Genomic DNA, 17404 nt, shown 5'->3' with positions numbered 1-17404 from the left:
AAATGGGCGGTATCTATTGCTGCCTTACTGGAGATGAGGTTTGCTCATGATTCGCTATCCCTATCGCAAACATAATAAAAAGTCGGGTGCGGACAAGAATAATGAAAATTCTTCACGTTCTTTAAAGATCGAGGCTCATGTGGATACCAACTTGCAGCAAATTAAGGAGTCGACGTCAAACAGCCCAGACTTCTTGATTCGTCGTTTTAATGTCGGACTAAAGGCGGATGTGCCCGCCGCTATTGTATTTCTAGATAGTATGGTCAAGACGGATACGGTGAATGAACTCGTCATGAAATCATTGCTTAGCCGCCCATCTGCCGAGGTGGCTGCTGAGGTGGAAAGTGCAGAAGAGCTTTACAATCAAATACAGGCTCACGCGCTGGAACTGGGTGAAGTGAAGGAGTGCGATGATTGGAATTCCATGATGGAACAACTCTTGATGGGAGATACGATCATTTTACTGGAAGGCTGTATAAAAACCATCGCATGCGGCACACGTGGAGGAGAGACGCGGGCGGTTAACGAGCCCTCCACACAGTCTGTCGTCCAGGGGCCGAAGGACGGATTTGTGGAATCCCTGTTCACGAACATCTCTCTTGTACGTCGGCGGATTAAAAGCTCCGATCTTACGATGGAGATGTTCAAAGTGGGAAGTACGTCCCTCACGAATGTGGCCATACTATATATGAAGAATATTGCAGATTCAAGTGTTGTAGATGAAGTTCGCGAACGGATAAAAGCCATCAATATTGACGCCATATTTGAGTCAGGCATGGTAGAAGAGATGATACAGGATCAAAATCTCACACCATTTCCGACAATTTACAACTCAGAAAGACCAGATACAATTAGCAGCAACATTATGGAGGGTCGGGTGGCACTCATTGTGGATGGAAATCCATTTGTACTGGTGATGCCTACTGTATTTGCTCAATTTTTTCAAAGTTCTTCCGATTATTCGGAACGTTACGACATGGCGACTGTCGTCCGACTCATCCGATATATCAGCTTTATTATTCTGATTTTGGGGCCTTCTCTCTACATCGCTTTAACCACTTATCATTATGAAATGATACCAACCCCACTGCTCATCAGCATACTAGCGCAGCGGGAATCCGTTCCTTTTCCGGCATTTCTGGAGGCGTTTATTCTGGAAATCACCTTTGAAATCTTGCGAGAAGCAGGTATTCGAATGCCCCGTGTGGGCGGACAAACGGTATCCGTTATCGGTGCGCTTGTATTGGGACAAGCGGCTGTGGAGGCTGGAATTGTCACTCCGCTGCTCACGATTGTAGTAGCGCTGACGGGGATTGCCAGCTACGCGATTCCGACATATAACATGGCGGTAGCCGGGAGACTGTTCCGGTTTGTTTTTATGGTGCTGGCTGCATTTATGGGACTGTATGGCATTACATTGGGGCTCATTGCGCTGATCGCTCATATGAACAGCCTTCGCTCCTTTGGGGTGCCCTACATGGCCCCTTTCAGTCCTTTTGTGCTGGAGAGTCAAAAGGATGCCGTATTGCGAATGCCGTTTTGGATGATGCGGAAACGTCCTAAAAGTATTACATCAACGAATCAGACACGAATGAAGGATGGAAGCGGGATTTCCCCTTCCGATAAAACTTCACCGATGCGGGAGGGGGGCGCTCAGGGTGTATCTGGAGAAGGGGAGTGAACGAAGCGCAGTAACCTTTAAATGGAGAATATGGGTGCTGAGTTTGGTGGGGCTACTAGTCATGCCGCTTCTCTCTGGCTGCTGGGATTCAGTGGAGTTGAACCAGCGGGCAGTAGTCGCGGCTATAGGCATTGATGCGGATGGGGAATCGGATTATGAGGTTTCCCTACAGATTATCGTAGCGGATGAAATTGCCGGGGCTAAGGCCCGAGGAAATACCCCAGTCGTGCTGTATCAGCAAAAGGGAAGCAACCTTTTTCAAGTAATTCGCAAAGCTTCACAGAAGATTCCGCGGGTAGTTTCTCTGGCCCATGCGAGGATTGTCGTTTTTGGAGAAAAGCTGGCTCGACGTGGTATCGGGGATACGTTGGATTATTTGGAAAGGGCTGCGGAGCCCCGACTAACGATGAAAATGCTGGTAGCACGCGGTGAAACGGCCAAGAACGTACTGGCATCCATGACCGCCATCGGTCGTATTCCTGCTAATGATATCTCGGGTAAGCTGGAAGCGTCCCAGCGTATGTACGCCGGGGATTACGCAGTGAGTCTAGACGATGTTATCCGGAGTATGTCCAATAAAGGTAGTGGCCCTGTCCTTACTGGTGTAGAAGTAGAAGGTAATTTGGAGCAGGCCCACCTTAAGGCTAACGTGGATAGTATTTTGCCCGAAGCGATTGTTAGCATCAAGGGTATGGGAGTGTTCCAGAAGGATCGTCTCATCCAATGGCTGGACGATGACCAAGCGTTGGGACTATCTATGGTGAATAACAAGGTGAAAAGTGCTGAAACCGCGTTGAGCTGCGGCAAAAAAGGTGAAATCATTGGAATCGAAACCTTGTATTCTAAAACCCATGTACACAGTCTGATCGAGCAAGGGAAGCCGGTTTTTGTTATTAATTTGGAGCAGACCGGGACGATTCAGGAAGCCGAGTGCTCGATTGACTTAAAAAGTCCAGAGGTTATGTATAGCTTGCAGAAACAGTGGGGAGAGGAAACAAAAAAAGTGATTACTTCAACGGTTAAGGAGGTTCAGCGTAGCCGTAGTGATGTACTCGGCCTAGGCCATGCACTGGAGAAAAGCCATCCTGAACAGTGGAAAAAACTCTCACCTGAATGGAACCGCTATTTTGCAGAAAGCACCGTTCGTGTTCAGGTGACTTCGGTACTGAAGCATACACAGTCACGGACTAACCCTTATTCGAAGGGAGAGTCCAATTAGTGAAATCGGGAAAGGAGGGAAGGCATTGAAAAAGATACAAATCGACGCAAAAGAGATGATTTCCCTGATGATGCTGTTTGAGTTGGGGACGTCCATGATGTCTATTCCCGGAAGAGATGCGGGCAAGGATGCGTGGATTGCTATTCTTATCGCCACAGGTTTGGGAGCCCTACTTTTTCTATGCTACGGCAGCCTTCACCGCCACTTTCCCGACCTGCTCATGACACAGTACTGCAAGGTGCTCCTAGGCAAAACTGCTGGGAGCGTGCTTGCCTTTTTATATATTGTGTTTTTTCTTTACGGCGGAGCACGCGATCTTCGAGATACTGGAATACTGATTGCCGATCGGACATTACAGCATACGCCGTTAACTATCGTCTGTGTCCTGATGATTGGTCTTGTCATGTATGTGATGCATTTGGGAATTGAGGTCGCAGGCCGGACGGGACTTATGCTGTTATTCTTGCTGCTGCTGTTGGGCTGCGCTACGAATATCATGATTTTATTGTCAGGTATTGTTCATATGAGCAATATATTTCCTATTGCCCAGCATGGCTGGCAGCCGATATGGGAGGTTGTTTATTCACAAGCCTTGATGTTGCCATACGGTGAGATGGTCACGTTTGCGATGATCCTTCCCACATTAAAGAAAAGCTACCGTGCCAACGGGGTTGGGGTCACCGCTGTATTGTTGGGAGGCGCAATCCTGTCTTTTGTTACACTGTCAAATGTGGTTGTGCTTGGGGAGGACGTATTCAAACGGGCCACTTACCCGCTGCTTTCTATGATCAGCAAGGTCGAAATATCAGATTTCGTCGATAGAGTGGATGTAATTGGGGTCATGACTGTCATTATTTTTGATTTTTTTAAAATTTTTATTTTCTATTATGCAGCGGTTAAGGCTGCTGAAGATGTATTGCGTGTTTCGTACCATAAACTGATCCTGCCGTTTGGGCTTATCATGCTTGTTTCTTGCGTGTTGATGACCCAAGGTTATCAAGAACATCTTGCAACAGGCGAGTTTGTACTGAAATGGATGTTTCCGGTATTTGCTGTGTTTTTTCCTTTCTTGTTGCTTATGGTGTCATGGCTGAAAAAGATCCGCAACAAAAAAAGAAAGGGGTATGCCTCGTGAGTCATCGTCTTGAAAACAAAACATACATCAGCACCGGACAACTGCTCATTCTTATGTTTCATTTTCTGATTGGGAACGCAGTCACCATTAATATGGATAGTTATATGCAGCGGGACACATGGATTATTCAACTCGTTGCTATGATTCTGGGTATGGTATTGTTCCGAATGTACTGCTACACAGCTGAAACGTTCCCTGGTAAGCCTCTCACAACCTATGCTAGAGAATTGGTCGGTCATACATGTGGAACAGTCATGGGAGTATTATATATTTTGTTTTTTTTATTTCTAACAGGTGGGAATTTGCGCGATGAGACAGAGCTGATTCGTATTTCCGTACTGGAGCAAACGCCCAACCTGGTCGTTGCCTTCCTTATGGTTTTGTGCGTAATGTATGTCCTTTGGTTAGGATTTGAAGTATTAGCTCGAACAGGACAAATAATGCTTATTGCAGTGGTGACCGTCATTTTTGTGGGGAATGTACTGTTGATTTTATCGGACAGCATTCATTTGCATGAGCTGACGCCGGTGATGGAGCATGGCTTTAAATCTGTGCTTCATTCAGCCATTAGGGAACATTTGGCATTTCCATACGCAGAAATGATTTGTTTTATGATGTTCGTGCCCCATTTGGAAAAAACGTCGCAGATGGCCAGAACAGGCTATGCGGGCATTATCGTAGGTGGTCTCGTTTTAGCTGAAGCCGCAATACTAAATGTGGCTGTTATGGGCACTGACATTGCACAGCGCTCCATCTTTCCTTTACTCAGCACATTTGGGAATGTACAGTTTTCAGAATATTTACAGCGTCTGGATGTGATTGTTCTGATGACGATGATTATCGGCGATTTTTTTAAAATTGCCCTGTTCTTCTATGCTGCGGTGCTCGGGATCTCCGATATTTTTAACCTCCCCTACCGGAAAACACTACTTTTTGTCGGGATCATTGTCTTACTGTGGTCACAGGTACAAACACCCAGCATGATTGAGCACCTTGCTTTTGGCCGATTATCGTTTATTTATATTCATCCGTTATTTGTTTACATCTTTCCCTTGCTGCTCTTTTTGGCGGCTCTTTTGCATCGAAGCAGAGTTAGAACCCGAGGAAGAAGCGGAAACTTTCAGAAAACGGGACCATCGTGAAAAAAGGAAGCGAAATCCGTACTCAATTTGTTTTTTTGCCACGGTTACAAAGAATACGAGCAGCATTCCTGCCAAGACGATATATTCGGATGGCCGCATAGAACTAAAAGCCAATGCCATGGGCTCCCACGGGGTATGAGTACCGAATAGCCAGTTCACTAGCAGATTGGTGCCGAGCATAAGCATCATAAAGAGAATGAATATCCACAGTATTTTCATAAAATATTCCTCCAATGTGTATGGGCTGAGATGTACCATGTATACATTGTGTTGCAAAGCCGTTCAATTTATCCGATCCCATTGACTTGAAATAAATTAAGATTTATACTTATTCTAAGTTGATCTTTATTGTGATTGTAATTTTGTAATTAATATAATCTGCGTTGGTTAAGGGAGATGCGGTATGAGAACTTTAAATTTAACTTCGCAGCGCCAAGCGGTATATGATGTGGTTCGTGAAGCCCACGATCATCCTACTGCGGCTGATGTTATGAATCGGTTGATGGAGCGCGGATATAATCTGGCCTATGGAACAGTATATAATTCCCTACGTTATTTGACGGATAAGGAATTAATCCGTGAATTGAAGCTGGGGGAAGCTGCTAGTCGTTATGATGGACGGATGGACGATCATCAGCATATTATTTGTCAGGTATGCGGCCGAGTAGATGAAGTAATGAGTGAAGTCCCACATGATTGGATTGACACGGTTGCGCATGAAACGGGGTATAATATTGCCCATGCCCATGTCGTATTCGGAGGAGTGTGTAAGGAATGTCAAAGCAAGCGAATCAGATAACGAATCGTTTCAAAGTGGCTGACATGCCTAGACGGGTGAAGGGCAGTTGGACATCGATGTTAGCAGCTCCCTCTACACCTACGTTGCAGACCGTTCCCTCCAATGAGCCTTTGTATTGTCCGACTACACGTCGTATCATTCTGATCAGTTCGGTACCGGGTGTAGTTCATGGGTTGGTGCGTACGTTGTCAGATGCGTGTTTTGATGTGATGGTTTTTCATCGCTGGGAGCCTGAAGTGCAGCGTCATCTGGGAAGCGATCTGTTGATTTACGATTTGACCGCCACCGAACCACAGAGTGAATTACTGGATATCCGCAATCGTCTCGAGGTAGAACACATGAAAGACACACCGGTTATGTATGTGGTTCAGGATCGGGTGTCTGTACATGCGCATGAGCTGCTTCCTTCAGAAGAGGTGCTGGTGTGGCCGCTGGCTTCCAATCATATGGTGCATGACATTGAACGGATGATTGTACGCCATCCTGCCGCTTCCCGTCAGGCCGCGCAAGCCAGCCGTCGTACGGTATTCAAGGACATCTGGATTGATCGAGATAAAATGCTGGTATATAAAGAAGAGAGTCAATTGAATCTGACTAAAACAGAATACGATTTGCTGCTGAAGCTGATTGATGCTCAAGGCAAAGTGATCTCCCGCGAGCAAATGATGCACGATATCTGGGAGACGGATTTTGTAGGCGGCAGCAACGTTGTAGATGTGCATGTCAAAAGTTTGCGCAAGAAGCTGGATGATCGACCTGCAGAACCTGAATATATTGCAACCGTAAGAGGTGTAGGATACAGATTGGCAGATTGAACTAAAAGCTATGAATACCGATGAATTTCCGCCGGATGGAGACATTCGGCGGTTTGTATATGATTCCATGAAGAAACTGACATTAGGTGTGACGGTTGACTTTATCCGGATATATACACTACAATCGGTAGTGTGAGGTGCTTCTTATGAAACGACTGAATTTTAAAGCTGGCGAAACCGGGCTTAACCGATTTTTCGGACCTCTGGAAGCCAAAATTATGGATATTTTATGGTCCACTTCGGATCGGAGTATCAAAGAAGTGCAGACCGCGTTGGAGGGGGATCGGGACTTTAACTTCAATACGGTAATGACCGTGATGAACCGTTTAGTGGAAAAGGGAATACTGAGTAAGAGTATACGTGGGAGAACGTCTTTATATCGTCCAGTATTAAGCAGGGATGAGTTCATGGATGAGCAATCCAAGGGACTGAGTCACGAATTGGTTGATGAATTTGGTCCGCTTGCTGTCAATCATATGATTGATGCTCTGGAGGTGGCCGATCCGAAGTTGATCGAACGTCTGGAACAAAAAATTAAACAATGGAAAAAGGATATGTAGACGATGTGGAAAACACGTTCTAAATTACTGTTTACAGCAGGCGCCTTGATTTCGGGTTTCGCCCTTATACAGATGGGTATGTACGCCGGGCAGCATGTTTTCGGCTGGAAATTGAATTATAACGTGTTTCAAATATGCAGAAGCTTGTTGCAGCACTACGGAATCGGCTACATGGTGGATGCGCTCAGCGGGCTGGTTCTCGTTACCTTCACTATCGCCGGAGGAGAAGCAGTCAGACAGTGTATGGCTACCAGGGCAGCTTTTCGCAGACTGCACCGAATGCGTGACCTGCCGCTGACCGAAGCACTGGGTGAGCGATATCGTGAACTCGGGACCGATCGGATATGGGTCATTGATTATCCTAAGCCAGCCGCCTTCACCATGGGATTATGGAAGCCACGTATTGTATTGTCCTCTGCACTATTGTCCGTACTGGACAAGCACGAGGAAGAAGCGGTCATATACCATGAAGCCTATCATATGAAACATTATGATCCGTTGAAGACCTGGTTGCTGCAAGTGTGTGCTAAACAGCTATTTTACTTGCCGGTTCTGCGTCACATTACCAATCATTATAAGACGGCCCGTGAAATTTTGGCTGATAACGAAGCGATTCATCGAGCCGGTTCACCAGTTGGGATTGGGAGCGCATTGCTCAAGCTTCTGAGTATGACGCCTGCCAATACTCGCCTGGTAAACTCCGCCGCTTGTTCCTCGTTTGCAGAAACGTCCATTAATTATCGTATCTCTCGTATTTTAGACCCTCAGCAAGAACCTGTCATTCAAATGCCTTGGCGTTCGATTATGTTTTCCAGCTATGTGCTAGTGATGCTGACACTTATGTTCGCACTGGCGCTAATCTAGTTGGGTAAGATGTTTCCTACGGGTGGCGCTTTTCGCGCTCCCGATACTTGATGTGCAATACACTACACTATGTAGTTTGTTACAGGATTTTTATACAACTTAAAAGGAGATGAGCAAATGAATCAAACGCTTATGAATATTGGATTGTTGTTGGTACGAATCTTTACAGGGGTTATTTTTATCGTTCACGGTGCACAAAAGTTTCAGGGATTAGACGGAACCTCTGGCTTCTTCCAAAGCATCGGACTCCCTGGTTGGATGGCTCCTGTGGTCGCCACGGTTGAGCTGGTTGGGGGTATTGCACTGGTTCTGGGTATCGGAACACGACTGGCTGGAGCGGCATTGACCATCGTTATGATCGGTGTATTGCTAACCGCTAAAAAAGGACAGCCTTTTGGCTCGATTGAATTTGATCTGCTGATTCTGTTCACCAGCCTTCAGCAAGCGCTCGTCGGTGGACGTTTTCTGGCAGTGGATCAGTTATTTGGCCGTAAAAAGGCTGAAAACAGTAACGTACAGGTCTAAATGTTCATATAACCGCGTCCTTAGTCTCATAGGGCGCGGTTTTTGTTTTTCTCCTTTGTGAAATTTTATTGTAAATCATTTGTTACTTTCAACCGATATAACTAACACTGAATGTAATTCAAATATATCGTTTTATGAGCAAAGGGGAAAAAACATGGGAACAACGCGAAAGAGAAAAACTATATGGACACTCAGGAACAAGCTAAGTTTAGGCTTTTTGCTTGTTTTGCTGATTCCGAGCTTAAGTATTTCCATTGCGACCTATAAATCATCATATAATGCTATGGAAAAACAGCTCTACAGCAGTGCAAATCAGGGTGTAGCGACGGCTAACTCGATTATTGAATATGCAATCGCCAGTAAAATTAAAGATGCGAAGTATTTGGCGGAGCGTCTGGACGCCTCAATGATAGATGGTCGAAACAGCCCATTGATTCAGCCCAAACTGATTCAATACAAGGGCTTGCACGAAGATGCGACGGATATTTTTGTTGGAACACCGGACGGGCTGATGATTCGGGGGGTGCCCAAGGAGGACGAAGGGACATTTGATCCTCGCACACGGCCATGGTACATCGAAGCGATGAAGCAACCCGGTAAGGTAGCGATCACCCCTGTTATCATCAATTCATCGGGTATTCCTGTTGTGGTGGTATCTCAGACGCTTTCCGACCAGTCCGGGGTTATCGGGATTTCCCTAAATCTGGAAAGTGTACGCAAATTGGCCTCCATCAAAGTCGGCCAGGAGGGGTATATCATCATTTTGGATCATACGAAAAAATTTGTAGTCCACCCTACGGCTAAGCCGGGTACATCTCTTGATGCAAGCTTTATAAATGATATGTATGCTGCGCAGAGCGGGCAGTATACATATGTGTATGAAGGCCAAGAGAAGTACCTGAACTATGTAACGAATAAAGATACCGGCTGGAAAATAGCAGGTACCTTCTATCAATCCGAGATTAGCGATGCCACCGCTGCCATACGTTATGTAACCATTTTTGTGTTGGCTGCCTCATTGGTGATTGCGCTTATCGCGATTTTCCTGATCACCCGTTCTGTTCTGGTACCGATTCGTAAGCTGCAAAAATCAGCAGAACGAATCAGTGAAGGAGATTTGACGGGCGATTTGGAAACTGGAAAAACGGATGAGGTAGGCGAATTGTCTTCTCACTTCCAAACTATGGTCGATAGTTTGCGCACGATGATTCGAAGCGTACACGAAACGACAGATCGGGTAAGTTCTTCAGCGGAGGAGCTGGCTGCGGGTGCAGATCAGACGACCCAAGCGATTGAGCATGTCACCATTGCTATCCAGGAAGTAGCTGTGGGCAGCGAACGTCAGGTGCAGAGCGTCAAGCACGGCTCTGTACATATGGAGGAGCTTGCTCAGCAAGCAGCGAACGTATCCGAGCGTATGCTGGGCGTATCTGAACATGTGAAGATGAACGCCGAGTCGGCTCAGGAGGGTAGCAAGGCTGCTACGCAGGCTGTACAGAAGATGCATGACATCGACGAGACCGTTAACGATCTCGGACAAGCCATGGACTCCCTGAATGAGCGCTCCGGTGAAATCGTGAATATTATCAGCGTTATATCCGGTATCGCTAAACAGACCAATCTGTTAGCTCTGAATGCGTCCATTGAGGCCGCACGCGCTGGGGATCATGGTAAGGGATTTGCAGTGGTCGCTACGGAGGTGCGTAAGCTAGCTGAGGAATCAGCGAAATCGGCTACTTTGATCTCGGAGCGCATTGAAGCGATGCAGGTGGATATGAATCATGCTCTGGGTGCTATGCATCAAGCGCGGACACGGGTGACGGAAGGCATTGATTCGGTAACCACGTCTGAGCAATCCTTTGCGGAAATCAGCCAGGCCGTGGAACGAGCTATGGAGCATATCAATGACATTACCGGAGTGACTCAGGAAATGGCACGGGGGACTGTAGGTGTCGTAGATATTATGAGCGATATTTCCCACATTTCGGACGAGGCAGCGAGCAACACCGAGTCGATCTCAGCGGCAGCTGAGCAACAGCTCGCTTCTATTGAGGAAATTGCTTCATCTACAGCGGACCTGAGCCAAATGGCAGAGGAATTGCGCGAACTGGTTGGACGTTTTCAGGTTGAAGGAAAATCTTAAAATGAGGATTTCGCAAAATCCTGAAATGATAAAAAGCGCCCGGATACAGGAGATTGTACTCTGTATCCAGGCGCTTTTTTAATGTTTTTAGCAAATTTTTGGTTTGCAGGGTTAGAAGTTAACGTTGGAAGGACTTGCGGCGATCCAGACGGAAACGGACATCCCGTGAGCTGTCGGAAGGACGCAGCGAACTTCTCTGAAACATATTGTTCAGAATCAGTGCGAAAATGACTAACACTGTACCATATAGTTCAAAACGGCTAATAGCATAACCTTGGAAGTACATGAGTACCAGCGTGGTAATCGGTACAAAGTTAATAAAAAGAATTCCGTTCAGTGGAGACAGCTTTCGGATTCCGGCATTCCAGCTAAGCAGGGCGGCTAGCCCTGGAAGCAGGATCATAAAGCTCATTTCGTATTTAACTGACCACACAGCCTGCCAGTCCGGTACCACAATCCAGTTGAACGCAGAGGCAAATGTGACGACTACGAAGGAGACGAGAGTTCCGAGCAGGCAGGTTAGAGTTGAATACCGAAGAGTAGACCATCCTGCAAAATGGCTGCCTCCCATGGAATATACGACCCATCCGACGACGCCTACGAAAATAAGCAGCAGCGGCAGTAAATGTTGTCCGGCAAGCGTGAAAAAGGTCCATTTTCCGTTCGTGATCACTAGTAAAGCCCCAGCCAGCGCAATCACCATGCTGATTAGTGTATATTTCGGAGGCATTTTACGGGTCATGATCCACACCATCGCAATGGAAATCATCGGCATTAGAACTTCCATTATAGAGGCTACGAGAGTACCTGCTGCCCCCATCGCGTGCTGCCCCTGGAAAACGGCCATATTATAAATGGTGAATCCCATGGTCCCGAAGAATAACAACGTCTTACCCTTGCCCTCAAAGCGAAATGCAGTCCGTCCCTCTTTGAGCCACAATAGCACGACTAAAATGAGTGTAACCGATAAATAGCGCAAAAATGAAAAGTACAGTGGATTGATATGTTGTAATGCAATGTGCGAAACCGGAAACATCGCCCCCCAGGACATACTGGCGATTAGGCATAATAAAGATCCGGTCATGATTTGTCTGTTCATGGTGTACAAAAGCTCCTCCTTGCCGGTCTCAGCGGACATATCTTATGGACACATCATAAAGGATAGGAAGCTGTTGGTAAAATGATTGAAAATAAACATTATGATCATTTAAAATGATAATAAGTGACAAGGCGCGTCAATTTTGATGGCCCATTGTCCTTCACAATAAGGGGGAGCAGTAGTGGATCTGAACGATTTAAACATTTTCCAGACGGTGGCTGCGCATGGCAGTGTCAGCAAGGCTGCAGCCGAGCTTAGCTATGTCCAGTCCAATGTAACGGCCAGAATCAAGCTGCTCGAAAAGGAACTGCAAACGCCTTTATTTAATAGACATAAGCGGGGAATGATCCTCAATGCCGAGGGCAAGCGTCTGCTGCAATATACGAAAAGCATTTTATCGCAATTCGAGGAAATGAAACATGCGTTTCAGAATACCTCTGCACCTTCGGGGGTGCTGGAGATTGGCATTGTGGAGACTGTCATTGCCCTCCCGGCCATTTTACATGCTTACTATAGCAAGTACCCGGATGTCGAGTTGTCCCTCAAGGCCGGGGTTACAGAGTCTCTGGTGCAGGAGGTTGCAGAAATGCGGCTGGATGGAGCTTTTGTGACCGGGCCGGTGAAGCATCCGCTGATTGAACAGTTTGATGTATTTCAGGAAAAGCTGGTCCTCGTATCCCAAGGAGATGACTTTTCTGTTGAGGATCTTACAACCCGTCCACTCCTGCTGTATAAAAAAGGTTGCGGCTACCGGGGACGGCTGGAAACCTGGCTCAAGATGGAGGGGATTATTCCCAAGCAGATTATGGAGTTTGGGACATTTGAGACAATTATCGGCAGTGTGGCGGCTGGTATTGGAATGACCGTTTTTCCCGAATCTTCGATCAGCGGGCTGGTGGCTCAAGGCCTTGTCTGCGGTCATGCGATGCCTGAGCCGTACAATGAAGTAACAACGGTGTTTATCCGGCGTAAGGAAGCCTTTGTTACCAGTACTTTGCAGTCTTTTATAGACGAGATTATCACTCAGACAGAGGCGTAGCTTTATTGCTTGGGCTCGGGTACAATGAGAGGGATTTGATCTCATTTTTCTTCCTGAAGGAGGGCTATTATGTTTACAATATATCCGGCGGCTTCCCGATTCAGCTTCGATAAGGGCTGGCTGCGGGGGAGTCACAGCTTTTCATTCGCGGAGTATCAGGATGAGAACAATACAGAGTTTGGTCCTATGCGTGTCTGTAATGACGATGTCATCACACCGGGACGGGGCTTTGGGGCGCATCCGCACAGTGATATGGAGATTGTTTCGATTGTGCTGTATGGGGAATTGCGTCATGAAGACAACCGTGGACATGTAGCGGTGACCCGTTTTGGAGGCATTCAGCGAATGTCAGCTGGCCACGGCATCATTCATACGGAGCACAACGCTTCACAAATGGAGGATGTCAGTCTACTGCAATTGTGGTTTAGCCCGCATACGAAAGGCCTGAAACCGTCATATGAGGCTACAGCGTTCAATCCTGAGCGTCTTCACGGTCAGCTTCTGCCTGTCGTTGCCGGAAAGCGCGTACCAGGCACAGAGGGTGAAATAGCTGCAATCAATCAGGATTTAACGATTTATTTAAGCAAGCTTCAGCCTGGAGAGCAAGTAGAATTCACACAGGCCGAGGGTCGGCGCGTGTTCCTATTCGTCATCGAAGGCTCGCTGCGTGTGAACGGTGAACATATTCTGCAAGGACGCGATTCCGCTCGTATTGAGCAGGAGCCGAAGCTCTCACTGAAAGCAGAAGATTCTGTTTTTTATATGTTGATTGATTTGCCCTAAAAGGAGGTGCGCACAATGGCGCAGCAGGAAACATGGCTGATCAAGCATGCCGTCACGGGACGTAGCTTTGCTGACAGCCGCAAGCAGGTTTTCGATTGCCATTTGGAATCGGCGGACGGCGTGTTTCGCTTTACGCTTCAAGGACTGCCGCATGAGACGGCGGAGGCGATTGTGCGTTATAGCGGGGAGTTGAACGTATTTCGTTTTGTAACGCCGGTAGACGATGGACCCGTGGTGAAGCATTGGTATTACGTCACCCCGGAAAGCGTGGAATATCATGATCAGACAGATGAGCTTACGTTCAAAGCTAGTTCTGAGATTGAATACCATCCCGAGGAGTATTGGGGAGATTAATCATTCCTTTATCATAAATTTTCAGATTTATAATGGATTTTCGAAGGCCCTGCATCATTGCAGGGCCTTTTTGTTATCTGTTCAACATGTTGAGTTCATTGGATACATAATCCTTTGCAGGCTGGTACATCCTATATGTCATATTATCTGTTCGGCTCATTCGTAAAGGGGGAATAACGATGAAGAAAGGGCGCTTTCCCAAGTTGCCGAAGCCACCGTGGAGCCGGCGAGCGATTCCAGCCGCAGACCGCAAGACACGAAATTTCAATGTGCCTAAAGGACTGCCTGAGTCTTCATGGCTAGAACAGCCGCTGCGTAGCAGTGTGGAAGACAATTTGATTGCTTTGCGTGATATTTTCAAGGATTGCTCTGATATCGTCTATCGAGAGCTCATGATTTCCCCTGAACGCAAAGGGTTATTGGCTTATTTTGAAGGTACGGTAAAATCGGAGGATTTGCAGGACCATATTCTGCGGCCTGTCATTCTGGGCATGATGCTCAAGGACCCTGAAGTGAACGGCAAATTGGAGCCGCTGGATGAAACTCGTATCTCCATGTCCCAGACCAAAACGATGGACGAATGGAAGATGGTATCGGCAGCGATACTGGACGGCAATGCCGCCTTGTTTGTAGATGGCACGCCTCGTGCGTATATTTTTAGCGCCAAGGGGGGTGTCCGCCGTGGAGTGGAGGAACCGCAGACCGAATCGGTTATTCGTGGACCGCGTGAAGGATTCACAGAGACACTTCGCGTCAATACGGCACTGTTACGTTTCAAATTGAAAACCTCCAAGCTCAAGATGTACAGCATGACCATCGGAACAGAAACTCAAACGAGCGTCGTCCTTACTTATATTGAAGGGATCATAGATCCAAAACTGGTGGAGGATGTTAAAAAAAGGCTTAGCGATATTAAAATTGATGGTGTTCTGGAGACTGGATATATTGAGGAACTGATTGAGGATCACCCGTTTTCGCCGTTTCCGCAAATGGAATACACCGAACGCCCGGATACCGTCACTGCGCAATTATTGGAAGGACGTTTTGCTATTTTTGTAGACGGAACGCCCTTTGCCCTGATTGGGCCAGTCACGATGTGGCAGATGATGCAAGCGAGCGAAGACTATTACGAGCGCTTTTTTATCAGTAATATGGTGCGCTGGATTCGTTTTCTTTTTCTCATATTGGCTCTCTTTCTGCCTGCATTATATGTAGCGGTGACGACCTATCATCATGATATGCTGCCGACGACGCTTATTTTGAGTATTGCGGCAGCGCGTGAGTCTATCCCTTTCCCCGCTTTGGTGGAAGCACTAATGATGGAAATTTCCTTTGAAGCGTTACGAGAAGCGGGGATTCGTCTCCCCAAAACGGTCGGTCAGGCTGTCAGTATCCTTGGAGCGCTCGTCATCGGTCAGGCCTCTGTACAAGCAGGGATTGTATCGGCCCCGATGGTCATTATTGTGTCGCTCACAGGTATTGCGTCGTTTACCATCCCGCGTTTTAACTTTGCCATCACGGTTCGTCTGCTACGATTTCCAATTATGCTGATGGCGGGATTATTCGGATTGTTTGGGATCATTATTGCGACAACGCTGATTGCTACGCATCTAACCAAGCTAACATCGTTTGGTGTTCCTTATATGAGCGGATATAGTCCATACAAACATATGGATCAAAAGGATATCGTCGTTCGTGCGCCTTGGTGGAAAATGACTAAACGTCCTTCCTGGATTGGTAAAGACAACAACAAACGAGCGAAGGAAAAGATGAATGGATCGCCTACAACCGAGGAGGGATGGTGATGAAGCCCAAATCCGATGCACAACAAATACGTAAAGCGGCTGTGCTCTGTTGTCTGCTGCTTTGTTCTGTTCTTTTGGGAGGATGCTGGGATCGCCGTGAAGTGAACGATGTGGCCTTTGTGATGGGCACGGGTCTGGATAAAGAAGGCGATCAATACCGGGTAACGATGCAAATCGCTTTACCCGGACAACTTGGATCTTCGGGCAGTACAGGAGGAGGGGGAGGTACAAGTGGTACGAAATCCTACTACCTGGAGTCCAAAACAGGCCCAAGCTTCCGGGGAGCAAGCACCGAGGAACAGCGTGCGGTTTCGCGAACGCTGAATTACTCCCATCGACGGGTGCTGCTGTTCGGTGAGACGCTGGCGCGGGAAGGGATTAACAAAATGATGGATGTACTGGCGCGTATTCCGCAAAACCGTCTGTCTTCCCTGGTTGTTATTACGAAGGGATCAGCGATGGAAGTGCTTCAGGCAGATGCCCCGATTGAGCAATATCCGGCAGAAATGGTGCGTGAGCTCAACTATTCCTATATGAAAAAACCTCGTTCTGTTAAGCTGCTGATAAATTCCGTCCTGCTGGATGGTATTGACCCGGTGGTGCCGGTGATGTCTCTGGTGAAGAATGGCCCCTCTAATCTTAAAGACAAGAAGACAAATATTCAGGTCGATGGGCTAGCTGTATTTCGGAAAGACAGGTTAACAGGGATTATAGATAACCACCTCAGTCGATTCCTGCTTTTGGGTATGGAGCAAGCCAAGGAGACAGAAATATTTATCCACCCTCCCAAAGGTAGAGGCTACATATCTGTACACCTCATCGAAAATAATGTCCATATCAAGCCATATATTCGTGGGAACGATATTCGCATGACCGTTCATATGAACTGTAACGGGAATGTGAAGGAAAATGAGACGGATTTCGATATTTCCAACGAGGAAAATTTGAAGTGGCTGGAACAGCAGACAGCCGAGGAAATTAAGAGGGAGCTGGGAGAGGGTGTCAAGGTGATCCAGCAAAAATATCACTCAGACGTACTTGGTTTGGGCCGGGCTATTATTACGAGTCATCCGGATGAATGGGAACGGATTAAACCTCAATGGGATCAACTGTATCCCAAGGTGGAGGTCACTATAGATCCGGTCGTGCATATTGAAAATATCGGTGCGGTCACCAAACCATTCGGGGTCAAAAAGGAGCAAATCCAGAATGAATAAAGTATTTCTATTACCTTTATTGCTGGCTATGCTCTTCATGTATCTGATTGACCGCAAAAGTATTAGGGATGCGCCTGCCGTCAATCGCTGGATCTCACGCGTATTGTATGTCATTAGCATTGGTGTCTGGATTTACGGAACATCAACGAAGAGCACTGTTTATGTGGCTACATGGCTGGCCCGTTTTATTGACATGTGGCTCCCCCCTACGTTGTAAATCGTGT

18 protein-coding genes are annotated in these 17404 nt (G+C 47.0%); 16 read left to right on the top strand and 2 right to left on the bottom strand.

What is annotated here, in order from left to right:
- The first annotated feature begins 46 nt into the window (after nt 1-46).
- Genes ACUUJN_RS24950 through ACUUJN_RS24935 form a run of 4 tightly spaced genes read left to right on the top strand, consistent with a single transcriptional unit; the run spans nt 47 to nt 5177 of the window.
- Nucleotides 47-1681 carry a spore germination protein gene (locus tag ACUUJN_RS24950; protein ID WP_069080096.1) on the top strand — a complete coding sequence of 545 codons (1635 nt, stop codon included), beginning with the start codon at nt 47-49 and terminating at the stop codon, nt 1679-1681.
- Entirely contained in the window at nt 1659-2900 is a 1242-nt protein-coding gene (locus ACUUJN_RS24945) for a Ger(x)C family spore germination protein (RefSeq protein WP_226887719.1), read from the top strand. The genes ACUUJN_RS24950 and ACUUJN_RS24945 overlap by 23 nt, the downstream gene beginning before the upstream one ends.
- Before the next feature lie 25 nt (nt 2901-2925).
- Nucleotides 2926-4035 carry a GerAB/ArcD/ProY family transporter gene (locus tag ACUUJN_RS24940; RefSeq protein WP_068938994.1) on the top strand — a complete coding sequence of 370 codons (1110 nt, stop codon included), beginning with the start codon at nt 2926-2928 and terminating at the stop codon, nt 4033-4035.
- A complete protein-coding gene (locus ACUUJN_RS24935; RefSeq protein ID WP_069080097.1) occupies nt 4032-5177 on the top strand; it encodes a GerAB/ArcD/ProY family transporter in 1146 nt (381 codons plus the stop codon). Before ACUUJN_RS24940 ends, ACUUJN_RS24935 begins: the two co-directional genes overlap by 4 nt.
- Here ACUUJN_RS24935 and ACUUJN_RS24930 read toward each other — a convergent pair.
- Entirely contained in the window at nt 5067-5396 is a 330-nt protein-coding gene (locus ACUUJN_RS24930) for a YczF family membrane protein (RefSeq protein ID WP_484669029.1), read from the bottom strand. The two genes, ACUUJN_RS24935 and ACUUJN_RS24930, sit on opposite strands and share 111 nt — an antisense overlap.
- A gap of 184 nt (nt 5397-5580) precedes the next feature.
- Here ACUUJN_RS24930 and ACUUJN_RS24925 point away from each other — a divergent pair, with 184 nt between their 5' ends.
- From ACUUJN_RS24925 to ACUUJN_RS24900, 6 genes are all read left to right on the top strand, one after another.
- Complete coding sequence (locus ACUUJN_RS24925; protein WP_023990809.1) at nt 5581-5976, top strand: Fur family transcriptional regulator; 396 nt, start codon at nt 5581-5583, stop codon at nt 5974-5976.
- Nucleotides 5952-6791, top strand: a complete 840-nt coding sequence (locus tag ACUUJN_RS24920; RefSeq protein WP_023990808.1) for a winged helix-turn-helix domain-containing protein — start codon at nt 5952-5954, stop codon at nt 6789-6791. Before ACUUJN_RS24925 ends, ACUUJN_RS24920 begins: the two co-directional genes overlap by 25 nt.
- Before the next feature lie 146 nt (nt 6792-6937).
- Entirely contained in the window at nt 6938-7351 is a 414-nt protein-coding gene (locus ACUUJN_RS24915) for a BlaI/MecI/CopY family transcriptional regulator (protein WP_023990807.1), read from the top strand.
- 3 nt (nt 7352-7354) lie between these two features.
- Nucleotides 7355-8215 carry a M56 family metallopeptidase gene (locus tag ACUUJN_RS24910; protein ID WP_023990806.1) on the top strand — a complete coding sequence of 287 codons (861 nt, stop codon included), beginning with the start codon at nt 7355-7357 and terminating at the stop codon, nt 8213-8215.
- Between the two features lie 117 nt (nt 8216-8332).
- On the top strand, nt 8333-8740 hold the full coding sequence (locus ACUUJN_RS24905; protein ID WP_028540751.1) for a DoxX family protein: 408 nt from the start codon (nt 8333-8335) through the stop codon (nt 8738-8740).
- A gap of 154 nt (nt 8741-8894) precedes the next feature.
- Nucleotides 8895-10883 carry a methyl-accepting chemotaxis protein gene (locus ACUUJN_RS24900; protein ID WP_023990804.1) on the top strand — a complete coding sequence of 663 codons (1989 nt, stop codon included), beginning with the start codon at nt 8895-8897 and terminating at the stop codon, nt 10881-10883.
- 118 nt (nt 10884-11001) lie between these two features.
- On the opposite strand, the gene ACUUJN_RS24895 is transcribed toward ACUUJN_RS24900, so the two are convergent.
- A complete protein-coding gene (locus tag ACUUJN_RS24895; RefSeq protein WP_226887718.1) occupies nt 11002-11982 on the bottom strand; it encodes a DMT family transporter in 981 nt (326 codons plus the stop codon).
- A 181-nt stretch (nt 11983-12163) separates the two neighbouring features.
- Here ACUUJN_RS24895 and ACUUJN_RS24890 point away from each other — a divergent pair, with 181 nt between their 5' ends.
- From ACUUJN_RS24890 to ACUUJN_RS24865, 6 genes are all read left to right on the top strand, one after another.
- Nucleotides 12164-13021, top strand: coding sequence for a LysR family transcriptional regulator (locus ACUUJN_RS24890; RefSeq protein ID WP_023990802.1), 858 nt, complete (start codon nt 12164-12166; stop codon nt 13019-13021).
- Between the two features lie 69 nt (nt 13022-13090).
- Nucleotides 13091-13804 (top strand): pirin family protein, encoded by a 714-nt coding sequence (locus ACUUJN_RS24885; RefSeq protein WP_075154878.1) that lies wholly within the window; start codon nt 13091-13093, stop codon nt 13802-13804.
- A gap of 15 nt (nt 13805-13819) precedes the next feature.
- Nucleotides 13820-14158 carry a hypothetical protein gene (locus ACUUJN_RS24880; RefSeq protein WP_028540747.1) on the top strand — a complete coding sequence of 113 codons (339 nt, stop codon included), beginning with the start codon at nt 13820-13822 and terminating at the stop codon, nt 14156-14158.
- A 179-nt stretch (nt 14159-14337) separates the two neighbouring features.
- Nucleotides 14338-15963: a spore germination protein gene (locus ACUUJN_RS24875; RefSeq protein ID WP_023990799.1), complete on the top strand. Its 1626-nt coding sequence runs from the start codon at nt 14338-14340 to the stop codon at nt 15961-15963.
- Nucleotides 15963-17180 carry a Ger(x)C family spore germination protein gene (locus tag ACUUJN_RS24870; protein ID WP_028540746.1) on the top strand — a complete coding sequence of 406 codons (1218 nt, stop codon included), beginning with the start codon at nt 15963-15965 and terminating at the stop codon, nt 17178-17180. The genes ACUUJN_RS24875 and ACUUJN_RS24870 overlap by 1 nt, the downstream gene beginning before the upstream one ends.
- Nucleotides 17173-17397 (top strand): hypothetical protein, encoded by a 225-nt coding sequence (locus tag ACUUJN_RS24865; protein WP_023990797.1) that lies wholly within the window; start codon nt 17173-17175, stop codon nt 17395-17397. Before ACUUJN_RS24870 ends, ACUUJN_RS24865 begins: the two co-directional genes overlap by 8 nt.
- The last annotated feature ends 7 nt before the right edge of the window (nt 17398-17404 follow it).

It is taken from the genome of Paenibacillus sp. LRG-1 (genome assembly GCF_057220305.1).
The sequence above is the reverse complement of the archived record's forward strand: the minus strand, read 5'-3'. Positions and strand labels throughout refer to the sequence as shown.

Coding starts and splice junctions, on each gene's coding strand:
- ACUUJN_RS24920 (WP_023990808.1), top strand. CDS start 5,952: ATGTCAAAGCAAGCGAATCAGATAACGAATCGTTTCAAAGTGGCTGAC.
- ACUUJN_RS24895 (WP_226887718.1), bottom strand. CDS start 11,982: ATGAACAGACAAATCATGACCGGATCTTTATTATGCCTAATCGCCAGT.
- ACUUJN_RS24875 (WP_023990799.1), top strand. CDS start 14,338: ATGAAGAAAGGGCGCTTTCCCAAGTTGCCGAAGCCACCGTGGAGCCGG.
- ACUUJN_RS24950 (WP_069080096.1), top strand. CDS start 47: ATGATTCGCTATCCCTATCGCAAACATAATAAAAAGTCGGGTGCGGAC.
- ACUUJN_RS24870 (WP_028540746.1), top strand. CDS start 15,963: ATGAAGCCCAAATCCGATGCACAACAAATACGTAAAGCGGCTGTGCTC.
- ACUUJN_RS24880 (WP_028540747.1), top strand. CDS start 13,820: ATGGCGCAGCAGGAAACATGGCTGATCAAGCATGCCGTCACGGGACGT.
- ACUUJN_RS24905 (WP_028540751.1), top strand. CDS start 8,333: ATGAATCAAACGCTTATGAATATTGGATTGTTGTTGGTACGAATCTTT.
- ACUUJN_RS24865 (WP_023990797.1), top strand. CDS start 17,173: ATGAATAAAGTATTTCTATTACCTTTATTGCTGGCTATGCTCTTCATG.
- ACUUJN_RS24900 (WP_023990804.1), top strand. CDS start 8,895: ATGGGAACAACGCGAAAGAGAAAAACTATATGGACACTCAGGAACAAG.
- ACUUJN_RS24930 (WP_484669029.1), bottom strand. CDS start 5,396: ATGAAAATACTGTGGATATTCATTCTCTTTATGATGCTTATGCTCGGC.
- ACUUJN_RS24885 (WP_075154878.1), top strand. CDS start 13,091: ATGTTTACAATATATCCGGCGGCTTCCCGATTCAGCTTCGATAAGGGC.
- ACUUJN_RS24925 (WP_023990809.1), top strand. CDS start 5,581: ATGAGAACTTTAAATTTAACTTCGCAGCGCCAAGCGGTATATGATGTG.
- ACUUJN_RS24910 (WP_023990806.1), top strand. CDS start 7,355: ATGTGGAAAACACGTTCTAAATTACTGTTTACAGCAGGCGCCTTGATT.
- ACUUJN_RS24915 (WP_023990807.1), top strand. CDS start 6,938: ATGAAACGACTGAATTTTAAAGCTGGCGAAACCGGGCTTAACCGATTT.